The organism is Bacillus sp. GMa5/1 (assembly GCF_050172015.1).
Lineage (GTDB): Bacteria > Bacillota > Bacilli > Bacillales > Bacillaceae_G > Bacillus_A > Bacillus_A cereus.
Genome location: NZ_JBNLYC010000030.1, coordinates 1 through 23,390 on the forward strand (window position 1 = coordinate 1; position 23,390 = coordinate 23,390).

The following is a 23,390-nucleotide window of genomic DNA, read 5'->3' on the forward strand; positions in this document are numbered from 1 at the left end:
TAGTTGTATAGAAAACTATGTAAAAAGTTTACATAATAAAATTATAGTGATCTGTTAAATTTCTACGCTAATACGCAAAAAAACACTCGTTGCCTTTAATCGACAATCGAGTGCTTTAAGTTCATCTATTTTTAAGTAGCATAAATTTATAAATTTTGTAGTAACAGTATGACACCATTTATATGTCGTGACAACGACTATGTTAACACTTACGAGTTTGTATGAGTTCGTTAGTTTAATATACATTCCATGTGTTTATATTCGTGAACCAGTAAAATGTCATCTCGCCTAAGCTCGTATTTCGTTTTCTATTCTATCATTGCACACCACAGTACTCCATGATGGTACAATCATCATGGAGTATCAATTTTCAAACACCCTATTATTTTTTCTATCCACTTCACATAAACTTTATTTTTTTAATCATGTAATTTATTTAAAAAATCAGTAAATGTATCTGCAATGTAAAATACATTCTCTCTTGCACGTTCTTCCACTTGTTCTTCTGTTAATCCTTCTTCTCGCATCAACATTTCTTTTTCACCAGCATTTTCATATTCCCAAAATACCACAACAGGGTTATTTTTGTCATTTTTATAGTCAAAACATATTAAATTTCCCGCTGGGTCAAAAGCAAAAGGAACTAATTCTGCTGGTAGTGTATCCTTGTAATCATCAAATACTTCTATAATATTTTCATCATCTTCCATATCGTAACTTAATAACGTTCCAAAAACCTTTCTTTTCCCTTCAACTTCAAACACCTCTGGACTAACATGCGCTCCATTATTATTCATCACACATTCTATATAATCTAAAGGAAAATTAATGTTCAATTCCTGTTCAACATTCTTTACATCTTCTCGTATAATAGGTTCATCTGGTGATCTCCATTGTACCTTACTCATCCGATTCCATCCCCCATAATGCATTTCCACCTAAATGGTTAACTTTATGCGTTTTAGACACTACTAACTGCATTTTATCCGGTACTTGATGATCCATGTCTATCTAATAAAAAAGCACTCATTGCCTTTAGTCGGCAATCAAGCACTCTAAATTCAAATAATATTTTCTAAGAGTTTAATTTATTGATTATATAAGACATACACGGAACCAATAGCAATTTTTCAACAATATTATTTTGAATTAATAATTGTATTAAACGGTTCTTAATTCAAATACCCTCTATTTTAAGCCCTAAAATCAGTTAATCAGTACTAGATATTTTCAATATATCCCCTAATTCGCCTAACAGTTCTATGTTTTTTAAAGCCAACTCAACAGGTATGTCTTTCATTAACACGAATGGTAATTGTTTTGATCCTTTTAATAAGTCAAACAATCCCTTTTTGATAATAAATACCTCTTGTATTTTCTTTAAATCCATAGCCCCTCCTACTGGTGGACTTACCAATATAAGATTACACAGTTTTTCCTTAAACACTTCCTGTTCTTCGTCCACACAGTCAATACCTATCGCTCCGTCATTTATCCACTGTATAAAATTCTCACTTACTGTGGTTGCATAATTCGGATACATAATCCCCGAATCAACTTGTACTAACTCTGTTGCGTTTTCATTTGCAGTCATTAACAGTATTTTGCCTCCACCATTACTTCCTACAGCAACATAACCCTTTGCATATTCATGGACTTCATATATTTTATTCCTTTCATCTATTATATCCACTCCAAATATAACGACTCCATTATCGGATACAAAGCCATTTGTATGCTTTAGTAATTGTTTATAAACATTAGGGAGTATTAATCCCATTTCCTCTTCAATTTTTTTAATTTCATTTTCATCAACTGAAGAATATAATTCGTAAGTTGACAATTTTTCAACATTTATCATTTAAATCCTCCTAATCCATCAAAATATCTATATGCTTCTCACATTACTTTTTTTGCTACTTTAAAATCTACATCCACTTCAATCATTTCTTTATAGCTAATATTAAATTCGTATATTATACCCGTACTAAAACCTTCATTCCTTCTTCTAGCTCTTTGAAGAACGAATATTATAGCATGTGGTTCACCAGAGGTAGATTTGAGTAATATTGATGGTGCTTGTCGACTGCTATAATTATTACCGCTTGTTTTAAGCCCATATCTTAGCCCATTCATCTTGTATTGCGTAATGCGCTTGTACCAATCCATCATTTTTTGTATTCCGAAAACCTAGAGCACGATTCTTATTTGGACTCATTTTTTTATACAAGTCAACATCTTCAACAATATAACCTCCATTTTTAAGTTGACTCCTAGTGGACCTTTGCGGAAATGTAATACCAGCCCTTTCATTAATATCAGCATGGGGCTGTTCAGAAGTTAATTCATCATATTTCCCTCTCAAATATTCTAATCTGGGGTCTCCCCCCACCACTCTCCATATTCGAGATCCTACTCTGAATACTCGCCTTTGAGGCATCATGGGCTTCTTGGAATTTCCCGCTATAGTTCGTTCCAGTTCTAACGACACTTCCATCTGGCAGTATTTCTACACCTTTAACGAATGGGGTTACGGAGTCCGCACCTTTTGCTAGTTTAATTTCAATTATATAATACTAGGAATTTATGTTAGCCTTAATTCATAAAAAATTACTTTTTATAAATTTAATCCAAGTTTCTCGTTACCACATTTCTATATTATAACATTAACTCAATCGTATCTTTTAAAGCTTCATTTACATTAATAGCCTTTTAAATAAAAAAACTGAAAGAGGATTAATCCACCTTCCAGTTTCTTCTTTCATTATTCTATCGGCCCCATAAATTGAGTAATTAAATAAACATGCTCGATAAGTTTGACTTTTTGTAAATTTTCTACTTTTTCTGGTCCACCTAGTGCAAGTAAAGGTGTGTAACCAAAACATTCATCAATTTCAAGCTTTCCGTATTTATTTAATGCCTCCTGATAATGCTTCCAATCCAATGCTTTCTCTAAAAAATAATCATCTTTCGTATTTTTAAAGAAAAACTTAAATTTTCCAGCTACTACATCTACCGTACCTTTTCGATACTTAAGTAATAATAAATAGTTATTTTCCCACACAAGAATATCTCCCATACCTGTTGTAAAAATTGGGATAGCTTCTTCATAACGAATATAACTTTCCTTTAATATATCTAAATATTTTTCTGGGTTTATTGCTCTTAAGTATCCATTTAACATACTCCCAAACCCATAGCATTTCCATAAATCTATTATTTGATCTGGAACTTTCCCTGTATACTTTTCAATAACCTCTGTTGATGGTTTTTCGAAAGATATAAAATCATTTATATTTTCCATAGTATCCCCCTACTCCGATTTCAATCTAACATTAAGATATGTCAATTTTTTTTCTTCCTCTGATAAGGTGTCAGCAACTCGTCTAATTTCCTTATCCACATTACCAATCCTGCTTTTCCACTGCGAACCTATTGATGAATTAATTCTAGAATCACCCATGCCAGTTATTTTTAATGGATTTCCACCCGCAATTTGATCTGGGTCATGTAATGCAGCTTTATCCTTTATCCACTTTAAAGCTTGCTCTTCTGCTTCCCTAAATGAAAAACCTTCTTCCATAAATTCATCAATTTTATCTTGCACAGCTTGTTTTCGTGTTAATCTTTGAGCTGAATTTGCTTGTTTTGATCTCCCATATTTTAAAAATTGGTTCCGATTCTAAATAAACTCATAAACTGTCAATTTTCCCAGTCCATCTTCTTGGTTTTTTAATTGTCGTATAAACTCATCTTCATTATGTTTCCGATTACGTTTAAATTCGATTCCAATTTCGTCAGTACGCGAGCTATTATTACCCACTCCGCTAGTTTTATTACTTCCTTCTAATTTACTATGCCCATGAGCAAGTTGATAAGCGTCATCCTTAGTTACCGTACTTGCCTTTGAAAACTTTCCAGTTACTTCTCCAACAGTTGAAGGAAGCTTCACTCCTATTCCAGTATCCACCATCCTAACCGTTACTGGAATAGGAGTATTTTTCATAGCATCTAGTGCATTCTTTAAAGTCTTATTTTCCCTAGGCGATTGTACCACATTATTTCTACGCTAAAACACAAAAAAGCACTTGTTGCCTCAAATAGACAATCAAGTGCTTTAAGTTTCATCTGTTTTTAAGTAGCATAAATTTGTAAGTTTTGTAGTAACAGTATGACACCGTTTATATGTGGTAACAAGTACTAAGTTAAAACTTACGAGTTTGTACGAGTTCATTAGTTTAACTACTTTCTTTCGTTGAACTACTAAAAGAAAATTTCTATTTTCAATAAAACTACATTCTCGAACTGTAATCAATTGTAAATACCTTTTTATCATCTGATCCTTGAATTCAAATAAAAAGTTTTTAATAGAAATAAAAAAGCGCTTGTTGTCTTTCGTAGACAATCAAGTGCTTTAAGTTTCATCTGTTTTTAAGCAGCATAAATTTGTAAGTTTTGTAGTAACAGTATGAAACTTTTTATACTTCATAACAAATACTCTCTAAAAACTTACAAGTTTGTACGAGTTCGTTAATTTAATATACATTCCATGCGTTTATATTCATCCCACAGTAAAATGTCATCTCGCCTAAGCTCGTACTTCTTTTTCTATTCTATCCTTGCACGTAATACTCTATTTAAAGCAGTTACATAAAAACCTTGATAAGTATTCAACTTATCAAGGTTTTAGCTCTATAACTTATAATTTTCCCATAGTTTTTTTCTCATTATATGTGTCTCTAAATCTGCTAATCTAACAGGTATGGGTAACCGACTTTCTTTATTAATAAGCCTCATGACAATTTCAGTACTTGTCTCTAAATCAATCCAGTTACCACATGAAATAAAAATGGGTTTTACACTTTTGGTTGTTCTTAAAGCTCGACCATATATTTCATTATTAATGATAATATCCGTATACGATCCCTCTTGATTTTCAGGCATAGTAAAATCTACACCTTTAATCTTTAAATAACTTTTCGCTACACCAATTGTTGGTTTATTTAAATAGAAAGAAGCATGTGTTGCAATACCCATGTGTCGATAATGCAAATAACCATTCCCATCAAACATATAGATATCTGGTTGCTTAGTTAGTTTTTTTGCTGCAGCTTTAATTAAAGGCAACTCACGAAAAGCAAGAAAACCTGAAATATACGGAATTGTTATTTCTCCATAACTGTACACTTTTTCAACAACTTCATGTGTACTAAAATCAATGACTACAATACAGCATGTACCATAAGTTTTACCATTTAATTCCCAATACGCTAAATCTACTCCTGCAACAAATCGTATTTCTTCTAATTCAAAGGTATTTCTAAGTTGTACTTTTGGTAAGAATGCACGCTGCTCATTTTTAAATTCCTCTATTAAAGGTTTTAATTTAGAATTATCCATTGCAATCACAGCGTAAATTTTTTTCAATAAATAGTAAATTCTCTTTGGTTGATTCAAGATTTTGTTTTTTTATATATTCTTGTTGATCCCACTCAGCGCAACATAAACATATCGCCGCATTTAAATTTCTCTTCATATTTCCCTCTCCACTTTCATACCAAATTTAGTGCATACCTCCTGTATGTCTTCTAACCATACTTCATTTAATGAATTACAACTCAACATTTCAACTGATTTTGTATAGTATTTACTTTATTATACTTTTGGCTCCCTACTGAATTTTTTAGCATATAATAAATCTGATTCACTTGGTTCTGTTTTTTGTTCTATAATATTCCCTTGTTCATCATACTTTTTAAAAGTCATCTCACGTCCGGCAATACATTCAGACTCATACTTTTTAGCCCTGTTTTCAAAGAATTCAACCTGGTAGCCTTCTGCCGAGTTTTTATTCATATTTCCTATCCTTTTTATATTACCACTCGGATAAAATTCCACATATTTTCCTTGTTTAACACCATTTTCTACGTAGAAATAACTTTCTATATTCCCATTTTCATAAATATCGTAAGCTAATCCAGTAAATAATTTTTCTTTTCCATCATCAGTATACTCTACTATTCCTAAATCATAAGGCCCTCCGTATTCTAAGTACTCCTCAAACTCTAGGCCGTTCTGTATTATATATTCCTTCGTTAATATATCATTTAACATTTTTTGAAACCTCCGTGATTATTTCAAATTCATCTGTAAGATAAGCACAATGAGGACACCTTAGAAACATCATTCCAGCTGGTTTTGTTCTATTTTGACCCGTACGAATTACATTGATAACAAAATTATCCAAACCAGCACTTGGATTAGCCTTTAATGCTTTATTAAAGGATGGAAATCGGGCAATATTCCATCGTAGTCATTTATCGCATAATAAATTTTACCAGTTGTTTTATCATACACTCCAGCAAAGGCTGGACCAATTTTTTTCTTACTTATCCCCGTATCCTTTAACTTTTGCAATTCCTTAAGTGTTTCGCCGCGTAAGTTAATCCTATAATTCAATTCTTTCGAAGTAAATTTTCCATATTTATTACGTAAATAATCTATTCGACTATTACCCGTACCCTATGTTGTAATCTTAAACCCTCACAATAAAAAAGCAAACCATGTAAACCCTTATTAAACTACTTCTTTTTCTTCCACTACTGGCAACTCATAAGCTGTTTTATATTTCATCATGCCATATACAATGTTTACAAGCCTTCTCATAATACATACCAATGCTTGTCCTTTTGTTTTTCCCTCTTTAAGTTTCTTTTGATAGTATGCATGAAACACTGGGTTTCTAGGTAACTTACTTCCTTTCGCTACTTGCACTTGCTGTACTGCTAAATTATAAAATAAAGCGTGTAGCGCCCTGTTTCCTTGTTTGCTTTTGTGTGTCTTACCTTTCCCACCAGAACCAAAGTAAACAGGCGCAATCCCCGCAAATCGTGCTAATTTATTGGCATTTGGAAATCGCCTTACATCCCCAATTTCTGCAATTAATGCTGATGCCGTTACAAGTTCTATTCCCGGCATCGTCTCTAATTGATAATCTAGTAGATTTACTAACCGTTTTAATTCTCTTTCGATGTATTTCATTTCCTTCTTTTTAAACTCAATATCCCGTACAATACTTCTTACTAAAAAGTCTCGTGTTTCTTGATACTCTTTCATTGTTTGTCCATCTTCTTTTACAAGTTTTAATATGTCGCTTGCTTTCTTTACTGAACATGTATTGTTGCTAACATCTAATAAAAAAGCTGTTAATTGCTTTATATTCGCACCCTCTAAACAAAAGGGTGACGGATACTGCTGCCAAAATGCTAATGCTGTTTTTCCATCTAACTCTGAGAAAAACTTTTTATAACTTGGATAATGGTGGTTTAATTGAATATGTAATTGGTTCTTTAACGCACTTTGTGCTTTTACTAATGCATTCCTTCTTGAAACTAGTTGTTGTATCGACCAAAATAAATCGTTTGGCTTTGCATCTGGTAATTGATTTAACTTATTTATTAGTATACGGGCTACGCATTCCGCATCCCAACTATCACTTTTTTGTGTCGTCACATGGCTTTTTCGCTCTAAAAATGATAAAGCTGGATTTACTTCTTTCACTACTTGTTCATGATCTACTAAATATTTCGCTAACGCTCTTCCATAACCACCAACATCCTCTAAACCAAATACAACAGTTATCCCAGCACTCACATATGTCTCTACTTCTAATAAAAACTTCGAAAATGCAGATGGTTTATTATCAAATTGTATTTCTCCTAATTTTTCTTGCCAACAATTAATAATAACAGCCGTATGATGCTCCTTATGTAAATCTACTCCTACATACAAATAGTTCTGTCTATTATGCATAACTCATCCCTCTATTCAATGATTTAGTCATATATAAAAACGTCGGCAACCTTAGTTCGAGCGTTCATCTTCCGATGCGCATAGGTACGCAAGCCTATCCATTTTCATAATTTCATAAGTACATATAGTAAAATGAGTGATTTTTTTAAGTACGACTATTATATAATTGCTGGATGTTTACCGTTTGTTTGTATTTGCCCGTATGTATATATCCCTCGATAAAAACTCTCTCGGTCTAACATGCGTTTCACTTGTACTTTCGTAAATTGTTTTCCTTTCTCTGTACGATAACCTTCCCTATTCAGTCGTTCTGCCAATTGAGTCAGCGACCAATGTTTAAAAAAGTGTCTTAACTCAAATAGTCTACGTACAACCACTGCTTTCTCCGTATCTACTTCTAACACCTTTTGTTCTTTCTTTACTCTATAACCAAACATCACACCGCCCCCCGCATATCCACCTTGTTCTGCTTTCTTCTTTCTGCCTCGACTTAGCTTTAATGCAATCTCAAGACGTTGATATTGATCTAATAGCTCTAACATACCATTTACTAAAAAGTCATTTGGGTCATGCGTGTATATACTATAATTTGGTTGTTCAATTGCTTTCACATCTACCTTGTGTTTCTTTAGCTCTCGTTGTATTAACACTTTTGCCATATCAGAGCGCCATAACCGAGATGTATTTAGTACAATAACTTTGCTCACTTGATGATATGCCATATCCGACAATAGCTCTTGTAGACCTTCACGTTCAACTGTTAATCCATCTTCATCTACTTTCGCTCCGCTGATTCCTTTATCTTCGTATATGTGAAGCAGTTGTAGTTTATTTTCGATGCAGTACCGTTCAATTTCTTCTACTTGATACGTTAGGCTATACCCTTCACGCACTTGTCCTTCCGTTGAAACTCGTACATAACCAACTACTTTCTCTCCCATATTGAGCCCCTTCCCGTTACAGCAATTACAATCCCTGTAACGTTTACCCGTTTTTTGCGGATAACGTGTGCATAACGTCCATCCGTTAAAACGTACTTTACGATGATTTCCAAAAATAATACAACCCTTTATTTTTTCCTCTACTATCGTCGTACGCTGTACATAGCCATTACAATCTATAAAACAACAATAAAAATTTAACACTTAATACACTTATAAAATTATAATGCTCTTTTAAATTTCTACGCTTAAACGCAAAAAAGCACTTGTTGCCTTTAATTGACAATCAAGTGCTTTAAGTTCATATGTTTTTAAGTAACATAAGTTTGTAAGTTTTGTAGTAACAGTATGACACCTTTTGTATGTCGTGACAACTACTACGTTAAAACTTACGAGTTTGTACGAGTCCGTTAGTTTCATGTCCATTCCATGTCTTTATATTCGTCGCACAGTAAAATGTCATCTCGCCTAAGCTCGTAATTCTTTTTCTATTCTATCATTGCACATAATACTCCATGACGGTACAACCATCATGAAGTACGTATTTTCAAACACTCTATTTTTTTCTCTCCACACCACATATACTTTATTTTCATTGATCTTTTTATGAATTATTGTATATTTAACTTTAGCAATACAAACATTGACATATCTGCAAATGAATTAGTAAGTGTAAGTTATTAAAACTAATCCTATATATCCATTCGCATAGGAGTAAAACACTTGCTTCTTCTATTATTGGACAGGGCCCATAAACTCAGTAATAATTAGAATATGTTCCTTCAATTTCACCTTTTTTAAATTCTCTACTTTTTCTTCTCCACCAAGCCCTAGTAAAGGTGTATAACCAAAACATTCTTCATACTCTGGTTCATTATATTGTTTTATTGCCTCTGGATAAGGTAACCAACCTAATGCCCTTTGTTTAAATGCTTCTTCCTCTAAAAATCTAATAAACAAGGAGAATTTTGAGGCTAACACTTTTGTTTTACCTTTCCGATAGTTAATCATAACTATATACGACTCTTGATTTTCATCTTTCTCAAAAATTATAATATCACCTAGGGATGTAGTAAAAATAGGAATCGTTCCTTTACTCCTTAAGTATGTGTCACTTACTAAAGAACTAAAATCATCCGGATTTATTACTTTTAAATAGCCATCCATAAAAGTCCCATAGCCATAAATTCTCCATGCTTCAATCAATTCTTTAGGAAGGTATTCTTTATACTTATTTATTGTAGACTCTTCTACTTTACTATTTTTTTTAAAATCACTATAAATACTCAATTGACAATCCTCCTTTAATATGTAAGTTTAACATTTAAATACGTATTTTTCCGTTGTTCTAGGGTTAAACTCTTTTCTAATTCCTTGATTTGTTCATCAACAATATCAATTCTATACCGCCATTGACTACCTAGTGAAGAATTTATCCTTTTATCCCCCAGACCACCAATATGCAACGGATTTCCCCCTGCTATTTGATCAGGATTATGAAGTGCTGCCTGTGTTTTCAACCAACTAGCTGCTTTTCCCTCAGCTTCTTCCCAAGACATTCCACTTTCAAATAATTCTTCTATTTTTTTACTTAAGGCTTTTTCACGAGCTGCTTGTTGTGCTGCATTTCCTTCTATTGCTCTACCTTCATCAATAAATCGCTTCCGATTTTGCTGATACTCATATACGGTTAATTCATTCATACCTTTTTCTTGATCCTTTAACTGTCTTGCAAATTCTTCTGAATCGAATTTAGTTTTATAATTAAAGTTTACTTCAATTTCATCAATTCGCGGAACGTTATCTAGGTTCTTTACTTCACCCGTACCCTTAGCCACACTACCTTCCTTACTAACTCCTGAACCACCACTACCCTTAGCAAGTTGATAAGCGTCATCCTTAGCTGCCGTACTTGCCTTTGAAAACTTTCCGGCTACTTCTCCAACAGTTGAAGATTCTATATAAGGAAGCTTCATTCCTATTCCAGTATCCACCGTCCTAACTGCTACTGGAATAGGAGTATTTTTCATAGCATCTAGTGCATTCTTTAAAGTCTTATTTTCCTTAAGCGATTGTACCACATTTTTACCCAAATTTGGATTAAAACCAGGCATTCCTTCTTTGAATTTTAATAATTTCGCTAAATCAGCTAATTCACTCGTGCCTTTGAATGCTTTTACTCCTTTTCCTAATAGCCCTACAGCTGGGATTGCATCTAATCCGCCAAAAATGATGTTTCCTGTTCGTTCTTCTTGGCTCAATTTCCGGTGTGTTCCCCAGTCTTCTCCGTCGATACCGCTTTTTATTTGTACAGCGCCGTATACAACTGCCGCAGCGGTTCCGAGTGGTGGACAAAGGATTGTTGTGATGATGATTCCTACGCCTATTCCTATGTCTCGCACCATTTCTAGTTTTTTCTGTTCATCTTCTATCGATTTGTATTCAAATCCTCGTGTGGATGGGACTACTTTCTTGTATTCTTCATAATTTAATTTTGCATCTGGATTTTGTTTTTTTAGTTCTTTGTATTCTGCCCTAAGTACGTTATCAAATGCAGGAGAATCTCTAAAAATATCTTCTACTGTTATTTTATCTTTCTTCTTCTGTATTGTTTGTGGTACACTTCCGTAGCCTGCATGCGCACCTGGTAATACTGTCGTTGTTGTAGAGCCAATTCGGTTATTTGTTTCAAAACTGAGAATAGATGTATCTCTCATTTTTTGAGCGAATTTATCCATTTCTACTAAAAAAGGTTTATCTATATGTTCAGAGACTAATCGCCCTGCTTCTCCGCAATATTTTTGTAATGTCGAATAGCTATCAAGTAATTCCCCGATTTTTTGCGATTGATCTTTAGGATTAAAATGTATACTACCATCCGAGTCTAAATCTCGTATTCTTCCATCAATTCTTTTTAATGATTCATTTGCTTCCCGTAATTTTATGAGTGCATCTTTTGTAATTCGATTCATACCATCCCCCATGTTTTGCCATGGTTCAGGTCTATATTTCACATCCATCTCGTTTTCATCCCCCCAGCCGTATGGTGATTTCTACAACTTACTTAATATTTCACGTAATTGTTCGTCCTTTTCAAGCATTTCTACACATACATTTCCTACAACTGTCGCTGACCTAGAATAGTGTTCAGCCAATTCTAGTGTTTTGTGTAATATATCAGGATATTTTTCAATTACTCTCATCGCTTCACCTTTTTGATAAAAATCACAGCTTAATAAACTCTCAATATTCGTTCCAATGACGTCTACATGGATTTTATATATATTTTCTAACTTCATTACTATATCAAGTAGTTCTTGAAAATTAACTAATACTTCTTCTCCACCACCAGAACCACTATCTCCCATTGATACTTGCATTATTGAATACCTCCTAACGAGAATTGTCTCGGGTCAATTAACTTTTTATATGGCATTTTTAACACGTCATACAATTTCTTATTAACCGCATAGAGGCTCACCCAGTCATATCGATTACGATCTACATCTATTTGAACGAAATCTTCTCCTTCAGTAAAATATAAGAAACATTCCCATTTTCCTCCTCTATTACTTCGAGGCCTCGTATACGTTTCTATCGCTATAACGTCTTTATTTGATAAATCTTTTTCCTCAAATGTTTGTTGTTCTGCCTCTGTCATTCTCTTTGAGAAAAATGTATCTTCTATTTCCCTCGGTTCTCTCAATAAGAAAGGAATGCGTGTTAATAATGAAAAATATACGTCCGGTTTTGGTATGTAGTCGATCTCGTATTTTTTATTTGGTTCTATTTCTGTTAATACAGCCACTCGGTCTTTATCCTCTTTTAAAAAGCCAATTAATACATTATTCATTCTCGTGTATTCATGACAATTTTCATATTCCTTTAATAGTTCAATTATTTGAAAAGCTGCAGGGGTAATTCCATTTTCACTTGTAAGTAGGCCTTTTTCTTTTAAACTCGTAGTTGCTTTCGTGACACATTCTGCATCAAGTAAAATAATTGCGTCACGGTTTGGCAATCCAAATATATCGGTAACCCCAGCTGCACCTGCGAGAACATATAATTCAGCAGGTGCAAAACTCATTTCTTTCCCCATTCTTTTATCCCTCGTTTCTCCATCACAGTTGTTTTATCTCCCTTACTTCCGATTTATCTCCGTACGTTTGAATGCTTTTATCTAACTCTTTCAAAGCTTTCGTATGTCCTTCAAATGCCTCTACCATTTCTGAATTATATTGAATGATCAAATCAAGATAACTTAAAAATGCATCTCTCGTTTTTCCATTCCATTTCGCACCTGTGACATATGCTTTTAAGTCTTTCGCTTGGTTTAAAGAATCCTTCATACCATTTTCAATGTTTTGTGCGTAAGAAATGGCACTTGCAGTGTTACTTCCTATAATTTCAACCTCTTTACCACTCATGTTGGTTCCCTCCATTCTTTGTATGCTTAATGGATAAGTTTTTCAAATTCCTTTTTCTTTTCTTCAAAAGCCTTGGTCGCTGCAGCGTATGCTGACGCTTTCTCTGATTCTGCTTTCGCTTTATATTCCAAATACTTTGCATAAGCTGTACTTTTTGCAGATCCAACATCGCTTAATGCACTTTTAAAATAGGATACTAATGTATGTAATTCTTCATCCTTTTCATGACGTTTTTGTTCAAATTCAACTGCCGGAATTTTATTAGCTTCTAAGCCATTACTTTTACTCTCATACTCTCTCTTCGCTGATTCAGCCTCTTGAATGAATTGCTTTAACTCTCTTTCTTTATCTTTTAAATAATCATGTAAATCATCATACCGATCTCGTTTCCTCGCACTTTCTGTAAAACCAGACGCATTTAAAAAAGCATTGTACAATTCATCTAACATCTTTCTCCCCCTTTAGCACAATAACTATGTAGTTAAATTCGTATATTTAAACATGAATATTCATTACATTAAGAATTAACAAATAATTATTTTTACATATTGCTATTTTATCAAAGGGATTTTAACATTTCCATATTTTATGAATGGCTTTCGCATTTTTCTTCAATAAAGTGAAACTTTAATCAATATGACTATGTATTTATTACTACCTTTTATCCAATTCATTCGTATTAAATCCTTGCTTGAGAGTAAGACCAGTTCTTTCTTATTTCATCAACAACTATTTCTGAATAATCCCAATGAAGCGTACGAGTAGGCTCCCTGATTCGTTATACTATTTCTTGGGCTGTTTTGTTTCTATATTCATTCCAATATTTTGGCTCAGTCGCTCTTAAAAGAACAATAGAAAAAGGATCTGATATGAATATCAGATCCTTAACTTTAATTTCTTAATACATACATCTTTTTACACGATAACTGGTTCGTACGTGCTCAAATTATCATACTCAGTTTTTACAATACTAGGTGGATGGTTAACACATCCTCAGATTCACCTTTTCTTGTAGCAGTGCATAATGTTTAATAAAATTAAAGCATATTTTTACTTACCAGACTTAATTTTTTCGTTATATTCTTCTAAAGTTAACCCTTTTTCTTTTAGATAAACGGCAACTTCTTTTCCTACATAACGATAGTGCCATGGCTCATACTTAATGCCAGTAATATTCTCTTTATCTTTTGGATAGCGGAGAGTAAACCCATATTCTGCAGCGTTCTTATCTAACCATTTGAATGCATCGGTAGTTTCAAATTTTGCATTTAAATCTTCTACAGTATTCTGCCATTCAACTGAAATAATGTCTAACGCTAATCCAGTATGATGTTCACTTGCACCAGGATACTGAAGATATTCCAATGCCTTAGCACTAGCCTCTTTATCCGACAAACCTTGAGATTTATAGCTTTTAACTGAAGCATCATAATAAGTTTGTTGTAATTTTATAGCTCGATAACCTGATCTTAAATAAAGATTGATTCCCTCTTTTTTTGCAGCTGCTACCATATCCTGATAGGAAGTTGCAATTCTACTATCTATTTTCATATTTGGCTTCGCATTTTGAGTGATACTTGTTAATTCAATTCCTAGTTCCTTTGATAACATATGCTCTCTATTTACAAGGATAATTCTCCAATCATTAACATCAGAGATAGGTAAAACATCTTTTTTCTTCGCATGTATTTCATTTTTATTTTTATCGTTATTATTAGTAGTTGCCTGAGATGTTTGCTTTCCACTACAAGCAGCAAGACTCCATCCCATTGCTAATACCAATGCTAAAATTATAAATTTTTTAATTGTATCTCATTCCCTTTTTGTTTATTAGTCTTTATACCAATTTCCCAACACGTCTCTAGGAATCTCCTTGAAATCCTTCAAAGAAACGGGGCCGACAAATTTTTTAATTCCATGTTTTTTAGAATTTTCATCCGAATAATCTTTTAAAAATTGAATTTTAAATTGTTTCTTACCATCGGCATAGTCGGTTACTGTCGGTACGATTGCCGCTTGTCGTATACCAAAAGTCTTATCTTCATACTTAACAAATTGTACATAAGATAATCCTCCAACTAATGTTTCTAATTTTTCTTGCGCAGAAATAAGATTTCCAAGAGAATAATAGATTAGCGTTTCATGTCCATCTTTATTTTGTTTCCACTCAATTGGTTGAATTACATGTGGATGATTTCCAATTACTACATCTACACCTAAATCTGTTAAATATTGAGCAACTTCTTTTTGTTGCTTTGAAGGTGTTGAGGTATATTCTACTCCCCAATGCACCATAACAATCACCATATCAGAGCTACTCTTTGCCTTTTCCACATCATTTTGTATCGCTTTTTTATCAATTAAATTTAAAGCCCAAGACTTATCAGCTGGAATTTTAATTCCATTCGTACCATATGTATAATTTAGTAACGCAAAACGAATACCATTTTTTGTAATCGTTTTTATTTCATTACGCTCGTTTTTACTCTCATTAATACCTACCGGGATAACATCCGGATATTTCTTCCAGTATTCTCTTGTATTCGCAACACCTTTAATACCCATATCCATAGCGTGATTTGTCGCTTGCGTCACTATATTGAATCCAGTGTCCACTAAAGATTGGCCTACTTCTTCAGGTGTATTGAAAGTCGGATATCCCTGTACTTTTAAATTATTTCCGGCAATCGGAGTCTCCTGGTTCACTATAGCAAGATCACTTGATTTAACAGCTTTTTTGATATTTTCATAAATATAATTATAATCATATGAACCGTCTTTTTGTTTGCCATCTTTAATTACTGCGTCATGATATAAATTATCACCCGTAGCTATTAAATTCACAACCGATTGTACTTTTTTATCTTCCGTAAAATTAGGAGACTGTTGGATAGGACTTTTCTCTACCCAATTTGGTGCTTTTAATGATGTATCTATATTGGATTCAGCCGGTGGTAATGAAGCTTTAGACGTCTTAACATCTGTATTACCACAAGCGGTTAAAAGCACTAAAAAAATAAGACATACTAAAAAAAACTTTTTACTTCTCTGTAAAGTATCTAACATGTGATCCTCTTTTCTGTTTTATTCCTTATAACCAGTTCTAACAAATCATTCTTTAAAACAACGTATTTTGGTTTTACCCTTAATTATGGAAGGACACTCTGTTACACCTGCTTCGGAATATACTAATAATTGTTTTCCGCTTTCTAGCAATCTATCGATTCCATCAGAAGTGATAGGTTACTAGAAAAAGATGATCCATCAGGATGTCGACTAGTTTGATATACCTATTCCAATTGCAATAACTCGTTTAATATTTAAACAAGATAGGAGAATCGTTCATATAGCCTCTTCTCTCGCTTTATGTTTAAAGTGCCTCCAAAAAAGGGATCGTTGCTGTACCCCTTTACATAGTACGAAATTTTTGTAACTAATTTCTTTCATTCAAGCGACAAACATTATACCGATAACAATAAGTAAGACCCAAGAACTTATTTTACCAATATACGAAAAAAGTAGCAATCTTTTGTCCCATATAAAGAAGCCCATTAGGAGAAATGAACGAGAGATTCATTCTATTCAATTCCTGCATTGATTAATAAAAAAAACAAGCCACCCAACTATTGGATGGCTCTATACTATAAAGAGAATTTGTTATTGGATTACTTCAATTTCCCTTCAAAAACAATCTTCCTACCGCACGGTTCAACTACTGTTTTGCCGTCTTTTTTTACTTCATGAAAGATTGGCTCTTCCATACGACGAGACGGAGCGTAGCCTTCTTGTTCCATACGTGCTAAGCAGTCTGTAATTGTTTCATTTTCAAGTACTTCAAATTTCTTTTTATTAGGTTGTTTTGTCATGCCCTAACCTACTTTCTATTTTTCTTGATGCAAATTGATTTTTCATGTAGACCATATATAACATTGCGAGAATTCCCATTATAATCATAACCGCAATAAAAAAGCTTGTATACTGTATTTTTTCTATAAATACGCCGCCTAATACAGGTCCCATAATACTTCCTAAACTAAAAGCGATTCCGGATAATATATTACCTGCCGGTAGTAAATGTCTCGGTAATAAATCAGTCATAAATCCAAGCCCTAAAGAGAAGCACGATCCAATAACCATACCCGCTAAAAGCATGCAGGCAAAGACGATCCAGTAATATTGATCAAATACGGCGGCAAGTAGAAAAATGCCCGTACTTATGCTAAACGTCCACGTTAATATACGGTCCCTTCCGTATTTATCACTCAATATACCGAGCGGAATTTGTGTAATAATACCCCCAACTGCAAATGCTGGTAATAAGAAGGATACATCTGAAACAGACCACCCTTTACGAAGTGCGTATACTGGTAAGTTACTGTTTAACATTGCTTCAAGTACGCCATATGCAAGTGGTCCTAGCAGTGCAATCCATCCTAATCCAACAACTTGTTTATAACGAGAAAATGATGATTCACTCTTCACTTCTCTTTCATCTTGCGCTGGGAATGCATTTTTTGTTGGAAGTAGTAAAAGCCAACCTATTAAACAAAGTAAAGTAGATATAATAAATGGCGTTGCAAGACCGTACTGCACAGTGCTTGCTAAATACGGGCCAACGGCAAAACCAATTCCGAAGAATACACCGTATATCGATACTTGTCTCCCTATTTTACTTGGGTCTGATGTTGTCGTGATCCACGTTTGTGTTCCGACATGAAGCATATGATCTCCGACTCCAACTAGAAATCTAAGGATAAACCATACCCAAAACGAAAATGTTTGTGTAAAAAAGAATAATGAAATAATAACGAGAAACCCACCTATAACAATAATCGGCTTCATTCCAAACCTTTGCATCGGTTTTTCAAGAAACGGCGAAATGACTAATATCCCAATGTACAATGCCGTCGCATGAATACCATTAATACTTGAACTAACCCCTTCTTGTTCAAAAATCATTGCAATGGCCGGTAAGAGCATTCCTTGTGATAAACCCGAGATTGCTACAATCCCAACCATAATCCAAAAAGTAAAACGCATTGACATCCCTTTCCCTCTCCTTCTCACGCTTCCACTTTTCATTATAAACTGTTTCTGCAAATGCGTGTACGAATATTCGCAATAAAAAACAAGCTAAAAGAATGAATCTTTTAGCTTGTTACCTTATCCTTCCCAAACTTGTGCTTTCACATTGTTATGAAATTGCTTAAAGTATGGATGTTTATAAAAAGCAGTTTCATATAAGTATTGCTGTGCGTTAGCGATTGGTGGCTGCGGATATTGCATTTGTAAAGGAACTACAGCTGGCGAAACTTGCATATACAGCGGTTTTATCATCATTTTTGTATATGCGTAATGATTATATGGCGAATAAGCGATGAAAAATGGTTGATGCATTGATAATCTCCCCTTTAACATACAAATGTTATAGTATATGCAATACTGTTCATTTCGGGGATTATTTCTGTTCTAACCAATTCTCTACATGTTTTATAAATACATCTAAACAATCAATAAACGGCGAGTGTCCGCAATCTTCTAATACCTTCAACTCTGCATTTTGCAAATGTTTCGCTAATTCCTCACCGACTACTTGCGGAACGACATAATCTCTATCGCCTTGTATGACGAGTGTTGGCGCTTTAATACGATGAATTTGCTTACTTCCCTCTACAACCCCATTATATTCATCTGAAATATTAAATGTAATGAGCGCATAATTCACATCTACGAAATTACGTTGCGTTAACATATCATCTAAATACTTTTCATAACGGTCCGGTTCAGGTTGGTTATGCGTATATATTAATAGATTCCATACTGTACGGTAATATAGTTTGTTCATATTTTTTATCGCGTCTAATACTGGAGCGATTTGTACTGGATCTTGTGCAATTTCTTCTTTCGTCTTTACTAAACTTGATACAATCGGCTGCCCATTCGTATCTTTTTTAAAGATTGGGTAACCTTTCATTCCTACTGATTCTACTAAAATTAACTTTTCTACAAAAGTTGGGTGGTTCGCTGTAAATTGCATCGCAACGCCACCGCCCATTGACCAGCCCATTAATGAGAATTTCTCTAGCTTTAACTCGTCGATAAATAATTTTACATCTTCTGCAAAGTCTTGTAATGAATCTATCGATTGATTATACGTTGATTGTCCAAACCCTCTTAAATCAAGAGCGTAAATATGGTATTGATCTTGCAACTTTTCAATAACTAAATCCCAATGTTGTGACGATGTCATGTTCCCGTGAATGAGTACAAGAATATCTGTATTTCGCCTTCCAACTTCCTGATATGCAATCGTTTCTCCGTTCGATAGTGAAACAAACTCCATTGTTGCAGGCTTAATCATCACAAGTTCCCCCATTCTATTTAATAGAAAGAAAATTCTTTACTTAATTAAAGAATAGCACGTAGAATGTACGTTCGCAACATAAAACCTATAAGAATTTTTTACATAAATCAACATGTCTATTACTAGACAATTATTATAAAAAAGTATATAGTTAGCTAGGTAACTAATTTGAAAGGATCAAAATACATGGACGAAAAACAACATTTTTTTCACATCGTCAGCCAGACTTCTCGAAAGTTTACGAAGAAATTTAATGAACGTGTATCTCCAACAGGGTTATTTAGTGCGCAATGGGCTGTTATTTTCCGCATTAATCAAACTGGTTCTTGTACGCAAACAGAATTGTGCCAGTATTTAAATGTTGAATCACCAACGATGACTCGTACGTTAACACGTATGGAAACGATGGGATGGATTATTCGTACAGAAGGTAAAGATCGCCGTGAGAAGCTCATTTCTTTATCCGAAACAGCGATAAAGATGATTCCAATATGGCAAGAAGAAGTTGATACTTTCGAAGAAAAAACGCTAGAAGGTATTAACGAAGATGATTTACATCAAGCATTTCAAGTGTTACAACAAATTATTAAAAATTTAGATTAAATTGGAGGGATGACGATGCAAAGTGAGAAACTTTGGACGAAGGATTTCCTCGGAACTTGTTTTAGTAGTCTATTTCTCTTCTTAACATTTTACATGCTTATGACTACTCTACCTGTCTATGTAATAGACGGCCTAAAAGGAAAACCTGAGGAAATTGGTTTAGTTGCAACTGTGTTTCTTATTTCTTCTGTTTTATGTAGACCATTCACAGGAAAATGGCTCGATGATTTAGGAAGAAAGAAAATATTATTTATTTCACTTTCATTATTTTTAGCCGCTACTGTTATGTATTTCGGTGCGCAAAGTTTATTCTTATTACTTGCCCTTCGCTTCTTACACGGTATTGGGTTCGGGATGGCAACGACAGCTACTGGTACGATCGTAACTGATGTTGCGCCAGCTCATCGACGAGGCGAAGCACTTGCATATTTCGGCGTATTTATGAGTCTGCCGATGGTAATTGGTCCTTTTTTAGGTTTAACAATTATTTCTCATTTTTCGTTTACTGTGTTATTTATCGTTTGTTCCGTATTTTCATTACTTGCATTTTTATTAGGACTACTTGTAGATATTCCACACGAAGCACCTGTTAGCAAACAAAAACGTGAAAAAATGAAATGGAAAGACTTAATCGAACCATCTTCTATTCCAATTGCACTTACAGGATTTGTTTTAGCCTTTTCTTATAGTGGTATTTTATCCTTTATTCCTATTTATGCGAAAGAACTCGGTTTAAGTGAAATTGCAAGTTACTTCTTTATTTTATACGCACTTGTTGTTGTCATTTCTCGTCCATTTACAGGAAAGATTTTTGATCGCTTCGGTGAAAATGTACTCGTTTACCCTGCTATCATTATTTTCACAATCGGAATGTTCATATTAAGCCAAGCACAAACTTCATTTTGGTTCCTTGGCGCAGGTATGCTAATCGGTTTAGGTTACGGAACATTAATTCCGAGTTTCCAAACGATTGCGATTTCTGCCGCTCCAAACCATAGACGTGGTTCTGCGACAGCTACGTATTTCTCATTCTTTGATAGTGGTATTGGCTTTGGTTCTTTCATTTTAGGTATTGTCGCAGCGAAATCCAGTTATCATAATATGTATTTTATCGCAGCTATTATCGTTGCGTTCACTTTACTTTTATATTATGGATTACACGGACGAAAACAAAAATTCAAGAAACAACCTACAGACGGAAAAATTTCCGCTTAACGTTAATAAGGAAAGTAAACTTCCCCGTTTACTTTCCTTATTTTGTATTTCTTTCAAGACGAGCGTATACTTATAGTAGAAATAAAAAGGAGGGCCATATATGAAACTAAAAAAATCTCCCCTACTCTTACTTATACTAACATTCATATTTGTAATTACAGGGCTTGGGTTTACTTACTTCAAACAAAATAAAACGACCCCATCAAAACATAATGTGACAAAAGAAAACTGGTTAAATGACCCTTACTTACGTTGGTCATATACCCATATGAAAGAATTCACTTTAGTTAATAACGTAAAAAACAATCCTGACCAAATTGCTCACTTCCCTTCCGCATTGCAAAACTTAGACGATTTTGCTGTGGAGCGTAGATTCGGAAATACAACTCCTCTAAAAAAACTTTTAGACGATAACAAAACAGATGCTTTTGTCGTTGTACATAATGGACAACTTGTTTACGAACGATATTTCAATGGGTATAAACAGAATGAACCTCATGGTATGGCATCATTAGCAAAAGTCTTTACCGGGGCAATTATACAATCTCTCGCTGAAGAAAAACGTATTGACTTAGAAAAAACAGCTGACACTTACATAAAAGAATTAAAAAACACACCGTTCGGTAATGCCACACTTCAGCAATTAATGGACATGCAAGTGTCAGCAGAATACCCGACCCACGGATATGAGCAGCCTGGGCTAGAAAATCAAGATGCACAATTATATTTAGCTAGCAATATTTTACCCCGCGGCAAAAACTACGACGGTCCGATGAAAATTTATGATATGTTACGAGAAGCCGAAGAAACTGCACCGCCTGGTTCTTCCTTTTCTTACAATAACGGATCAACAGAAACGCTCGCTTGGATTATTAAAACTATTACTGGTAAATCACTAGCTGAAAATGTAAGTGAACGAATTTGGTCTCAAATTGGTATGGAAGAAAACGCGTATTACGTTACAGATGAAACAAAAGTAGAACAAGCTAGTGCTGGATTAAATGCAACTGCTAGAGATATGGCGAGATTTGGGCAATTACTATTAAACAACGGGGAATATAATGGAAAACAAATTCTCCCTTCTTCTATTACTGAAGATATAAAAAATGTCCAAGAAGGTGAACTTGCAATTGGCCCTGGAGCTTCCATTTCTTATCATAATCAATGGTGGATTCCGCACAATGAACAAGGTGCTTGTGAAGTGTTAGGTAGTTACGGACAAACACTTTACATCGATCCGAAAGCAAATATGGTAATCGCCCACTTCTCTTCTAACGCAACGCCAAGTAATGAAATACATTCGGTTTACTCAAATATGTATGTTGATATTGCACATTATTTAGAAAAGCTTCCACAGTAGTGGAAGCTTTTTCTTGTTGGGATATTTTATTTATACTCCTACATATTAGAAGATACTGAAAGAATAACTGCTTAAAACACGCCTATCAAAATTTATATAAACAGTTTACATGTTTAATTAAGTGTTTAACTAATACATCCACACCTTTTGGAGAATTCGTTAAAACACTTCCCTTACAAAGATTGTCTGTTCATATTGGTCGAAAATTTCTTCTATAGATGAAAATAAAGTTTCTTCCGGGATGATGAACTTTATTTTTTGACCATTTTTTAACATAAAGGAAATTGTTCCATTATCATTAAAACCTGTATGAAACGTTCCTCGTTTATTTAATACTACCTCTTCAATTGTATTTATTTCAATTGAAAAGTTATTCTTTAATTGCAAGAGTTCATGTACATCGCCAGTATGTATTTTTGTATCTATTTCAGTTTCTAAGTTTAATTGTTTTTTCTCAATTTTTTTGAACCAGAGCAAAAACAATAGCTCTGAAATACCAGGTAATTGTTTTTTATAAGCATGTCGACTATGAAACTGTCCGCCAATCTTTATAAAATATATACAGTCACCTGTAATAAAAACTTTATAATACATATCTGCCGTAAACATTTTAGGCTTTAAAAGATAAAAACTTTTGATCATAATTCCCCCATCAATTTTAAATGTAT

Annotated in this window: 26 protein-coding genes and 1 pseudogene; 3 read left to right on the top strand and 24 right to left on the bottom strand. The window is 33.9% G+C overall.

Annotated elements, in window-relative coordinates; translation table 11 throughout:
• Window positions 1-419: 419 nt before the first annotated feature.
• The 23 genes and pseudogenes from ACQGSG_RS10000 to ACQGSG_RS10110 form a co-directional block, all read right to left on the bottom strand.
• Window positions 420-908, bottom strand: coding sequence for an SMI1/KNR4 family protein (locus ACQGSG_RS10000; protein ID WP_098518424.1), 489 nt, complete (start codon window positions 906-908; stop codon window positions 420-422).
• A 302-nt stretch (window positions 909-1,210) separates the two neighbouring features.
• Entirely contained in the window at window positions 1,211-1,861 is a 651-nt protein-coding gene (locus ACQGSG_RS10005; RefSeq protein WP_097999263.1) for an SMI1/KNR4 family protein, read from the bottom strand.
• Between the two features lie 38 nt (window positions 1,862-1,899).
• Window positions 1,900-2,172 carry a hypothetical protein gene (locus ACQGSG_RS10010; protein ID WP_325842287.1) on the bottom strand — a complete coding sequence of 91 codons (273 nt, stop codon included), beginning with the start codon at window positions 2,170-2,172 and terminating at the stop codon, window positions 1,900-1,902.
• 176 nt (window positions 2,173-2,348) lie between these two features.
• Window positions 2,349-2,570: a hypothetical protein gene (locus tag ACQGSG_RS10015; protein ID WP_325842309.1), complete on the bottom strand. Its 222-nt coding sequence runs from the start codon at window positions 2,568-2,570 to the stop codon at window positions 2,349-2,351.
• 194 nt (window positions 2,571-2,764) lie between these two features.
• Window positions 2,765-3,304 (bottom strand): T6SS immunity protein Tdi1 domain-containing protein, encoded by a 540-nt coding sequence (locus tag ACQGSG_RS10020; protein ID WP_000427863.1) that lies wholly within the window; start codon window positions 3,302-3,304, stop codon window positions 2,765-2,767.
• A 9-nt stretch (window positions 3,305-3,313) separates the two neighbouring features.
• Window positions 3,314-4,060: pseudogene (locus ACQGSG_RS10025) on the bottom strand (polymorphic toxin type 15 domain-containing protein); the annotation flags it as partial.
• 632 nt (window positions 4,061-4,692) lie between these two features.
• Window positions 4,693-5,400 carry an endonuclease V gene (locus ACQGSG_RS10030; RefSeq protein WP_015382421.1) on the bottom strand — a complete coding sequence of 236 codons (708 nt, stop codon included), beginning with the start codon at window positions 5,398-5,400 and terminating at the stop codon, window positions 4,693-4,695.
• Window positions 5,393-5,536 carry a hypothetical protein gene (locus tag ACQGSG_RS10035; RefSeq protein WP_000828062.1) on the bottom strand — a complete coding sequence of 48 codons (144 nt, stop codon included), beginning with the start codon at window positions 5,534-5,536 and terminating at the stop codon, window positions 5,393-5,395. Before ACQGSG_RS10035 ends, ACQGSG_RS10030 begins: the two co-directional genes overlap by 8 nt.
• Before the next feature lie 119 nt (window positions 5,537-5,655).
• Complete coding sequence (locus tag ACQGSG_RS10040; protein WP_000930862.1) at window positions 5,656-6,114, bottom strand: toxin-antitoxin system YwqK family antitoxin; 459 nt, start codon at window positions 6,112-6,114, stop codon at window positions 5,656-5,658.
• A gap of 462 nt (window positions 6,115-6,576) precedes the next feature.
• A complete protein-coding gene (locus ACQGSG_RS10045; protein WP_000551888.1) occupies window positions 6,577-7,812 on the bottom strand; it encodes an IS110 family transposase in 1,236 nt (411 codons plus the stop codon).
• Window positions 7,813-7,970: 158 nt separating this feature from the next.
• Window positions 7,971-8,753 carry a recombinase family protein gene (locus ACQGSG_RS10050; RefSeq protein WP_046392896.1) on the bottom strand — a complete coding sequence of 261 codons (783 nt, stop codon included), beginning with the start codon at window positions 8,751-8,753 and terminating at the stop codon, window positions 7,971-7,973.
• A gap of 735 nt (window positions 8,754-9,488) precedes the next feature.
• Complete coding sequence (locus tag ACQGSG_RS10055) at window positions 9,489-10,043, bottom strand: T6SS immunity protein Tdi1 domain-containing protein (protein WP_050821999.1); 555 nt, start codon at window positions 10,041-10,043, stop codon at window positions 9,489-9,491.
• Between the two features lie 14 nt (window positions 10,044-10,057).
• On the bottom strand, window positions 10,058-11,773 hold the full coding sequence (locus ACQGSG_RS10060) for a polymorphic toxin type 15 domain-containing protein (protein WP_325842288.1): 1,716 nt from the start codon (window positions 11,771-11,773) through the stop codon (window positions 10,058-10,060).
• Window positions 11,774-11,806: 33 nt separating this feature from the next.
• Entirely contained in the window at window positions 11,807-12,133 is a 327-nt protein-coding gene (locus ACQGSG_RS10065) for a hypothetical protein (RefSeq protein WP_001198201.1), read from the bottom strand.
• Entirely contained in the window at window positions 12,133-12,852 is a 720-nt protein-coding gene (locus ACQGSG_RS10070; RefSeq protein ID WP_000514121.1) for a DUF5081 family protein, read from the bottom strand. The genes ACQGSG_RS10065 and ACQGSG_RS10070 overlap by 1 nt, the downstream gene beginning before the upstream one ends.
• Before the next feature lie 22 nt (window positions 12,853-12,874).
• Entirely contained in the window at window positions 12,875-13,180 is a 306-nt protein-coding gene (locus tag ACQGSG_RS10075) for a WXG100 family type VII secretion target (RefSeq protein ID WP_000014537.1), read from the bottom strand.
• A gap of 26 nt (window positions 13,181-13,206) precedes the next feature.
• Window positions 13,207-13,629 (bottom strand): hypothetical protein, encoded by a 423-nt coding sequence (locus ACQGSG_RS10080; RefSeq protein WP_000883470.1) that lies wholly within the window; start codon window positions 13,627-13,629, stop codon window positions 13,207-13,209.
• 601 nt (window positions 13,630-14,230) lie between these two features.
• Entirely contained in the window at window positions 14,231-14,962 is a 732-nt protein-coding gene (locus ACQGSG_RS10085; RefSeq protein ID WP_000241986.1) for a M15 family metallopeptidase, read from the bottom strand.
• Window positions 14,963-15,010: 48 nt separating this feature from the next.
• Window positions 15,011-16,246, bottom strand: coding sequence for a CapA family protein (locus ACQGSG_RS10090; protein ID WP_000887606.1), 1,236 nt, complete (start codon window positions 16,244-16,246; stop codon window positions 15,011-15,013).
• A gap of 599 nt (window positions 16,247-16,845) precedes the next feature.
• On the bottom strand, window positions 16,846-17,046 hold the full coding sequence (locus ACQGSG_RS10095; RefSeq protein WP_000166303.1) for an NETI motif-containing protein: 201 nt from the start codon (window positions 17,044-17,046) through the stop codon (window positions 16,846-16,848).
• Complete coding sequence (locus ACQGSG_RS10100) at window positions 17,030-18,226, bottom strand: MFS transporter (RefSeq protein ID WP_000062802.1); 1,197 nt, start codon at window positions 18,224-18,226, stop codon at window positions 17,030-17,032. The genes ACQGSG_RS10095 and ACQGSG_RS10100 overlap by 17 nt, the downstream gene beginning before the upstream one ends.
• A gap of 117 nt (window positions 18,227-18,343) precedes the next feature.
• Window positions 18,344-18,577: a hypothetical protein gene (locus ACQGSG_RS10105; RefSeq protein ID WP_000554159.1), complete on the bottom strand. Its 234-nt coding sequence runs from the start codon at window positions 18,575-18,577 to the stop codon at window positions 18,344-18,346.
• Window positions 18,578-18,638: 61 nt separating this feature from the next.
• Window positions 18,639-19,541, bottom strand: a complete 903-nt coding sequence (locus tag ACQGSG_RS10110) for an intracellular short-chain-length polyhydroxyalkanoate depolymerase (RefSeq protein WP_000594883.1) — start codon at window positions 19,539-19,541, stop codon at window positions 18,639-18,641.
• A gap of 189 nt (window positions 19,542-19,730) precedes the next feature.
• On the opposite strand from ACQGSG_RS10110, the gene ACQGSG_RS10115 reads away from it, so the two are divergent.
• The 3 genes from ACQGSG_RS10115 (at window position 19,731) to ACQGSG_RS10125 (ending at window position 22,722) form a co-directional block, all read left to right on the top strand.
• Window positions 19,731-20,147, top strand: coding sequence for a MarR family winged helix-turn-helix transcriptional regulator (locus ACQGSG_RS10115; protein ID WP_000343675.1), 417 nt, complete (start codon window positions 19,731-19,733; stop codon window positions 20,145-20,147).
• Between the two features lie 15 nt (window positions 20,148-20,162).
• Window positions 20,163-21,362, top strand: a complete 1,200-nt coding sequence (locus ACQGSG_RS10120) for an MFS transporter (protein ID WP_001190318.1) — start codon at window positions 20,163-20,165, stop codon at window positions 21,360-21,362.
• Window positions 21,363-21,462: 100 nt separating this feature from the next.
• Window positions 21,463-22,722: a serine hydrolase domain-containing protein gene (locus tag ACQGSG_RS10125; RefSeq protein WP_000768749.1), complete on the top strand. Its 1,260-nt coding sequence runs from the start codon at window positions 21,463-21,465 to the stop codon at window positions 22,720-22,722.
• A 159-nt stretch (window positions 22,723-22,881) separates the two neighbouring features.
• Here the strand turns inward: ACQGSG_RS10125 and ACQGSG_RS10130 are convergent, their stop codons facing one another.
• Window positions 22,882-23,364: a hypothetical protein gene (locus tag ACQGSG_RS10130; protein WP_000597312.1), complete on the bottom strand. Its 483-nt coding sequence runs from the start codon at window positions 23,362-23,364 to the stop codon at window positions 22,882-22,884.
• Window positions 23,365-23,390: the final 26 nt, after the last annotated feature.

Coding starts and splice junctions, on each gene's coding strand:
- ACQGSG_RS10130 (WP_000597312.1), bottom strand. CDS start 23,364: ATGATCAAAAGTTTTTATCTTTTAAAGCCTAAAATGTTTACGGCAGAT.
- ACQGSG_RS10005 (WP_097999263.1), bottom strand. CDS start 1,861: ATGATAAATGTTGAAAAATTGTCAACTTACGAATTATATTCTTCAGTT.
- ACQGSG_RS10050 (WP_046392896.1), bottom strand. CDS start 8,753: ATGGGAGAGAAAGTAGTTGGTTATGTACGAGTTTCAACGGAAGGACAA.
- ACQGSG_RS10100 (WP_000062802.1), bottom strand. CDS start 18,226: ATGTCAATGCGTTTTACTTTTTGGATTATGGTTGGGATTGTAGCAATC.
- ACQGSG_RS10030 (WP_015382421.1), bottom strand. CDS start 5,400: ATGGATAATTCTAAATTAAAACCTTTAATAGAGGAATTTAAAAATGAG.
- ACQGSG_RS10075 (WP_000014537.1), bottom strand. CDS start 13,180: ATGAGTGGTAAAGAGGTTGAAATTATAGGAAGTAACACTGCAAGTGCC.
- ACQGSG_RS10120 (WP_001190318.1), top strand. CDS start 20,163: ATGCAAAGTGAGAAACTTTGGACGAAGGATTTCCTCGGAACTTGTTTT.
- ACQGSG_RS10010 (WP_325842287.1), bottom strand. CDS start 2,172: ATGATGGATTGGTACAAGCGCATTACGCAATACAAGATGAATGGGCTA.
- ACQGSG_RS10040 (WP_000930862.1), bottom strand. CDS start 6,114: ATGTTAAATGATATATTAACGAAGGAATATATAATACAGAACGGCCTA.
- ACQGSG_RS10090 (WP_000887606.1), bottom strand. CDS start 16,246: ATGTTAGATACTTTACAGAGAAGTAAAAAGTTTTTTTTAGTATGTCTT.
- ACQGSG_RS10095 (WP_000166303.1), bottom strand. CDS start 17,046: ATGACAAAACAACCTAATAAAAAGAAATTTGAAGTACTTGAAAATGAA.
- ACQGSG_RS10070 (WP_000514121.1), bottom strand. CDS start 12,852: ATGGGGAAAGAAATGAGTTTTGCACCTGCTGAATTATATGTTCTCGCA.
- ACQGSG_RS10110 (WP_000594883.1), bottom strand. CDS start 19,541: ATGATTAAGCCTGCAACAATGGAGTTTGTTTCACTATCGAACGGAGAA.
- ACQGSG_RS10000 (WP_098518424.1), bottom strand. CDS start 908: ATGAGTAAGGTACAATGGAGATCACCAGATGAACCTATTATACGAGAA.
- ACQGSG_RS10065 (WP_001198201.1), bottom strand. CDS start 12,133: ATGCAAGTATCAATGGGAGATAGTGGTTCTGGTGGTGGAGAAGAAGTA.
- ACQGSG_RS10035 (WP_000828062.1), bottom strand. CDS start 5,536: ATGAAGAGAAATTTAAATGCGGCGATATGTTTATGTTGCGCTGAGTGG.
- ACQGSG_RS10105 (WP_000554159.1), bottom strand. CDS start 18,577: ATGCATCAACCATTTTTCATCGCTTATTCGCCATATAATCATTACGCA.
- ACQGSG_RS10060 (WP_325842288.1), bottom strand. CDS start 11,773: ATGGATGTGAAATATAGACCTGAACCATGGCAAAACATGGGGGATGGT.
- ACQGSG_RS10045 (WP_000551888.1), bottom strand. CDS start 7,812: ATGCATAATAGACAGAACTATTTGTATGTAGGAGTAGATTTACATAAG.
- ACQGSG_RS10125 (WP_000768749.1), top strand. CDS start 21,463: ATGAAACTAAAAAAATCTCCCCTACTCTTACTTATACTAACATTCATA.
- ACQGSG_RS10080 (WP_000883470.1), bottom strand. CDS start 13,629: ATGTTAGATGAATTGTACAATGCTTTTTTAAATGCGTCTGGTTTTACA.
- ACQGSG_RS10115 (WP_000343675.1), top strand. CDS start 19,731: ATGGACGAAAAACAACATTTTTTTCACATCGTCAGCCAGACTTCTCGA.
- ACQGSG_RS10020 (WP_000427863.1), bottom strand. CDS start 3,304: ATGGAAAATATAAATGATTTTATATCTTTCGAAAAACCATCAACAGAG.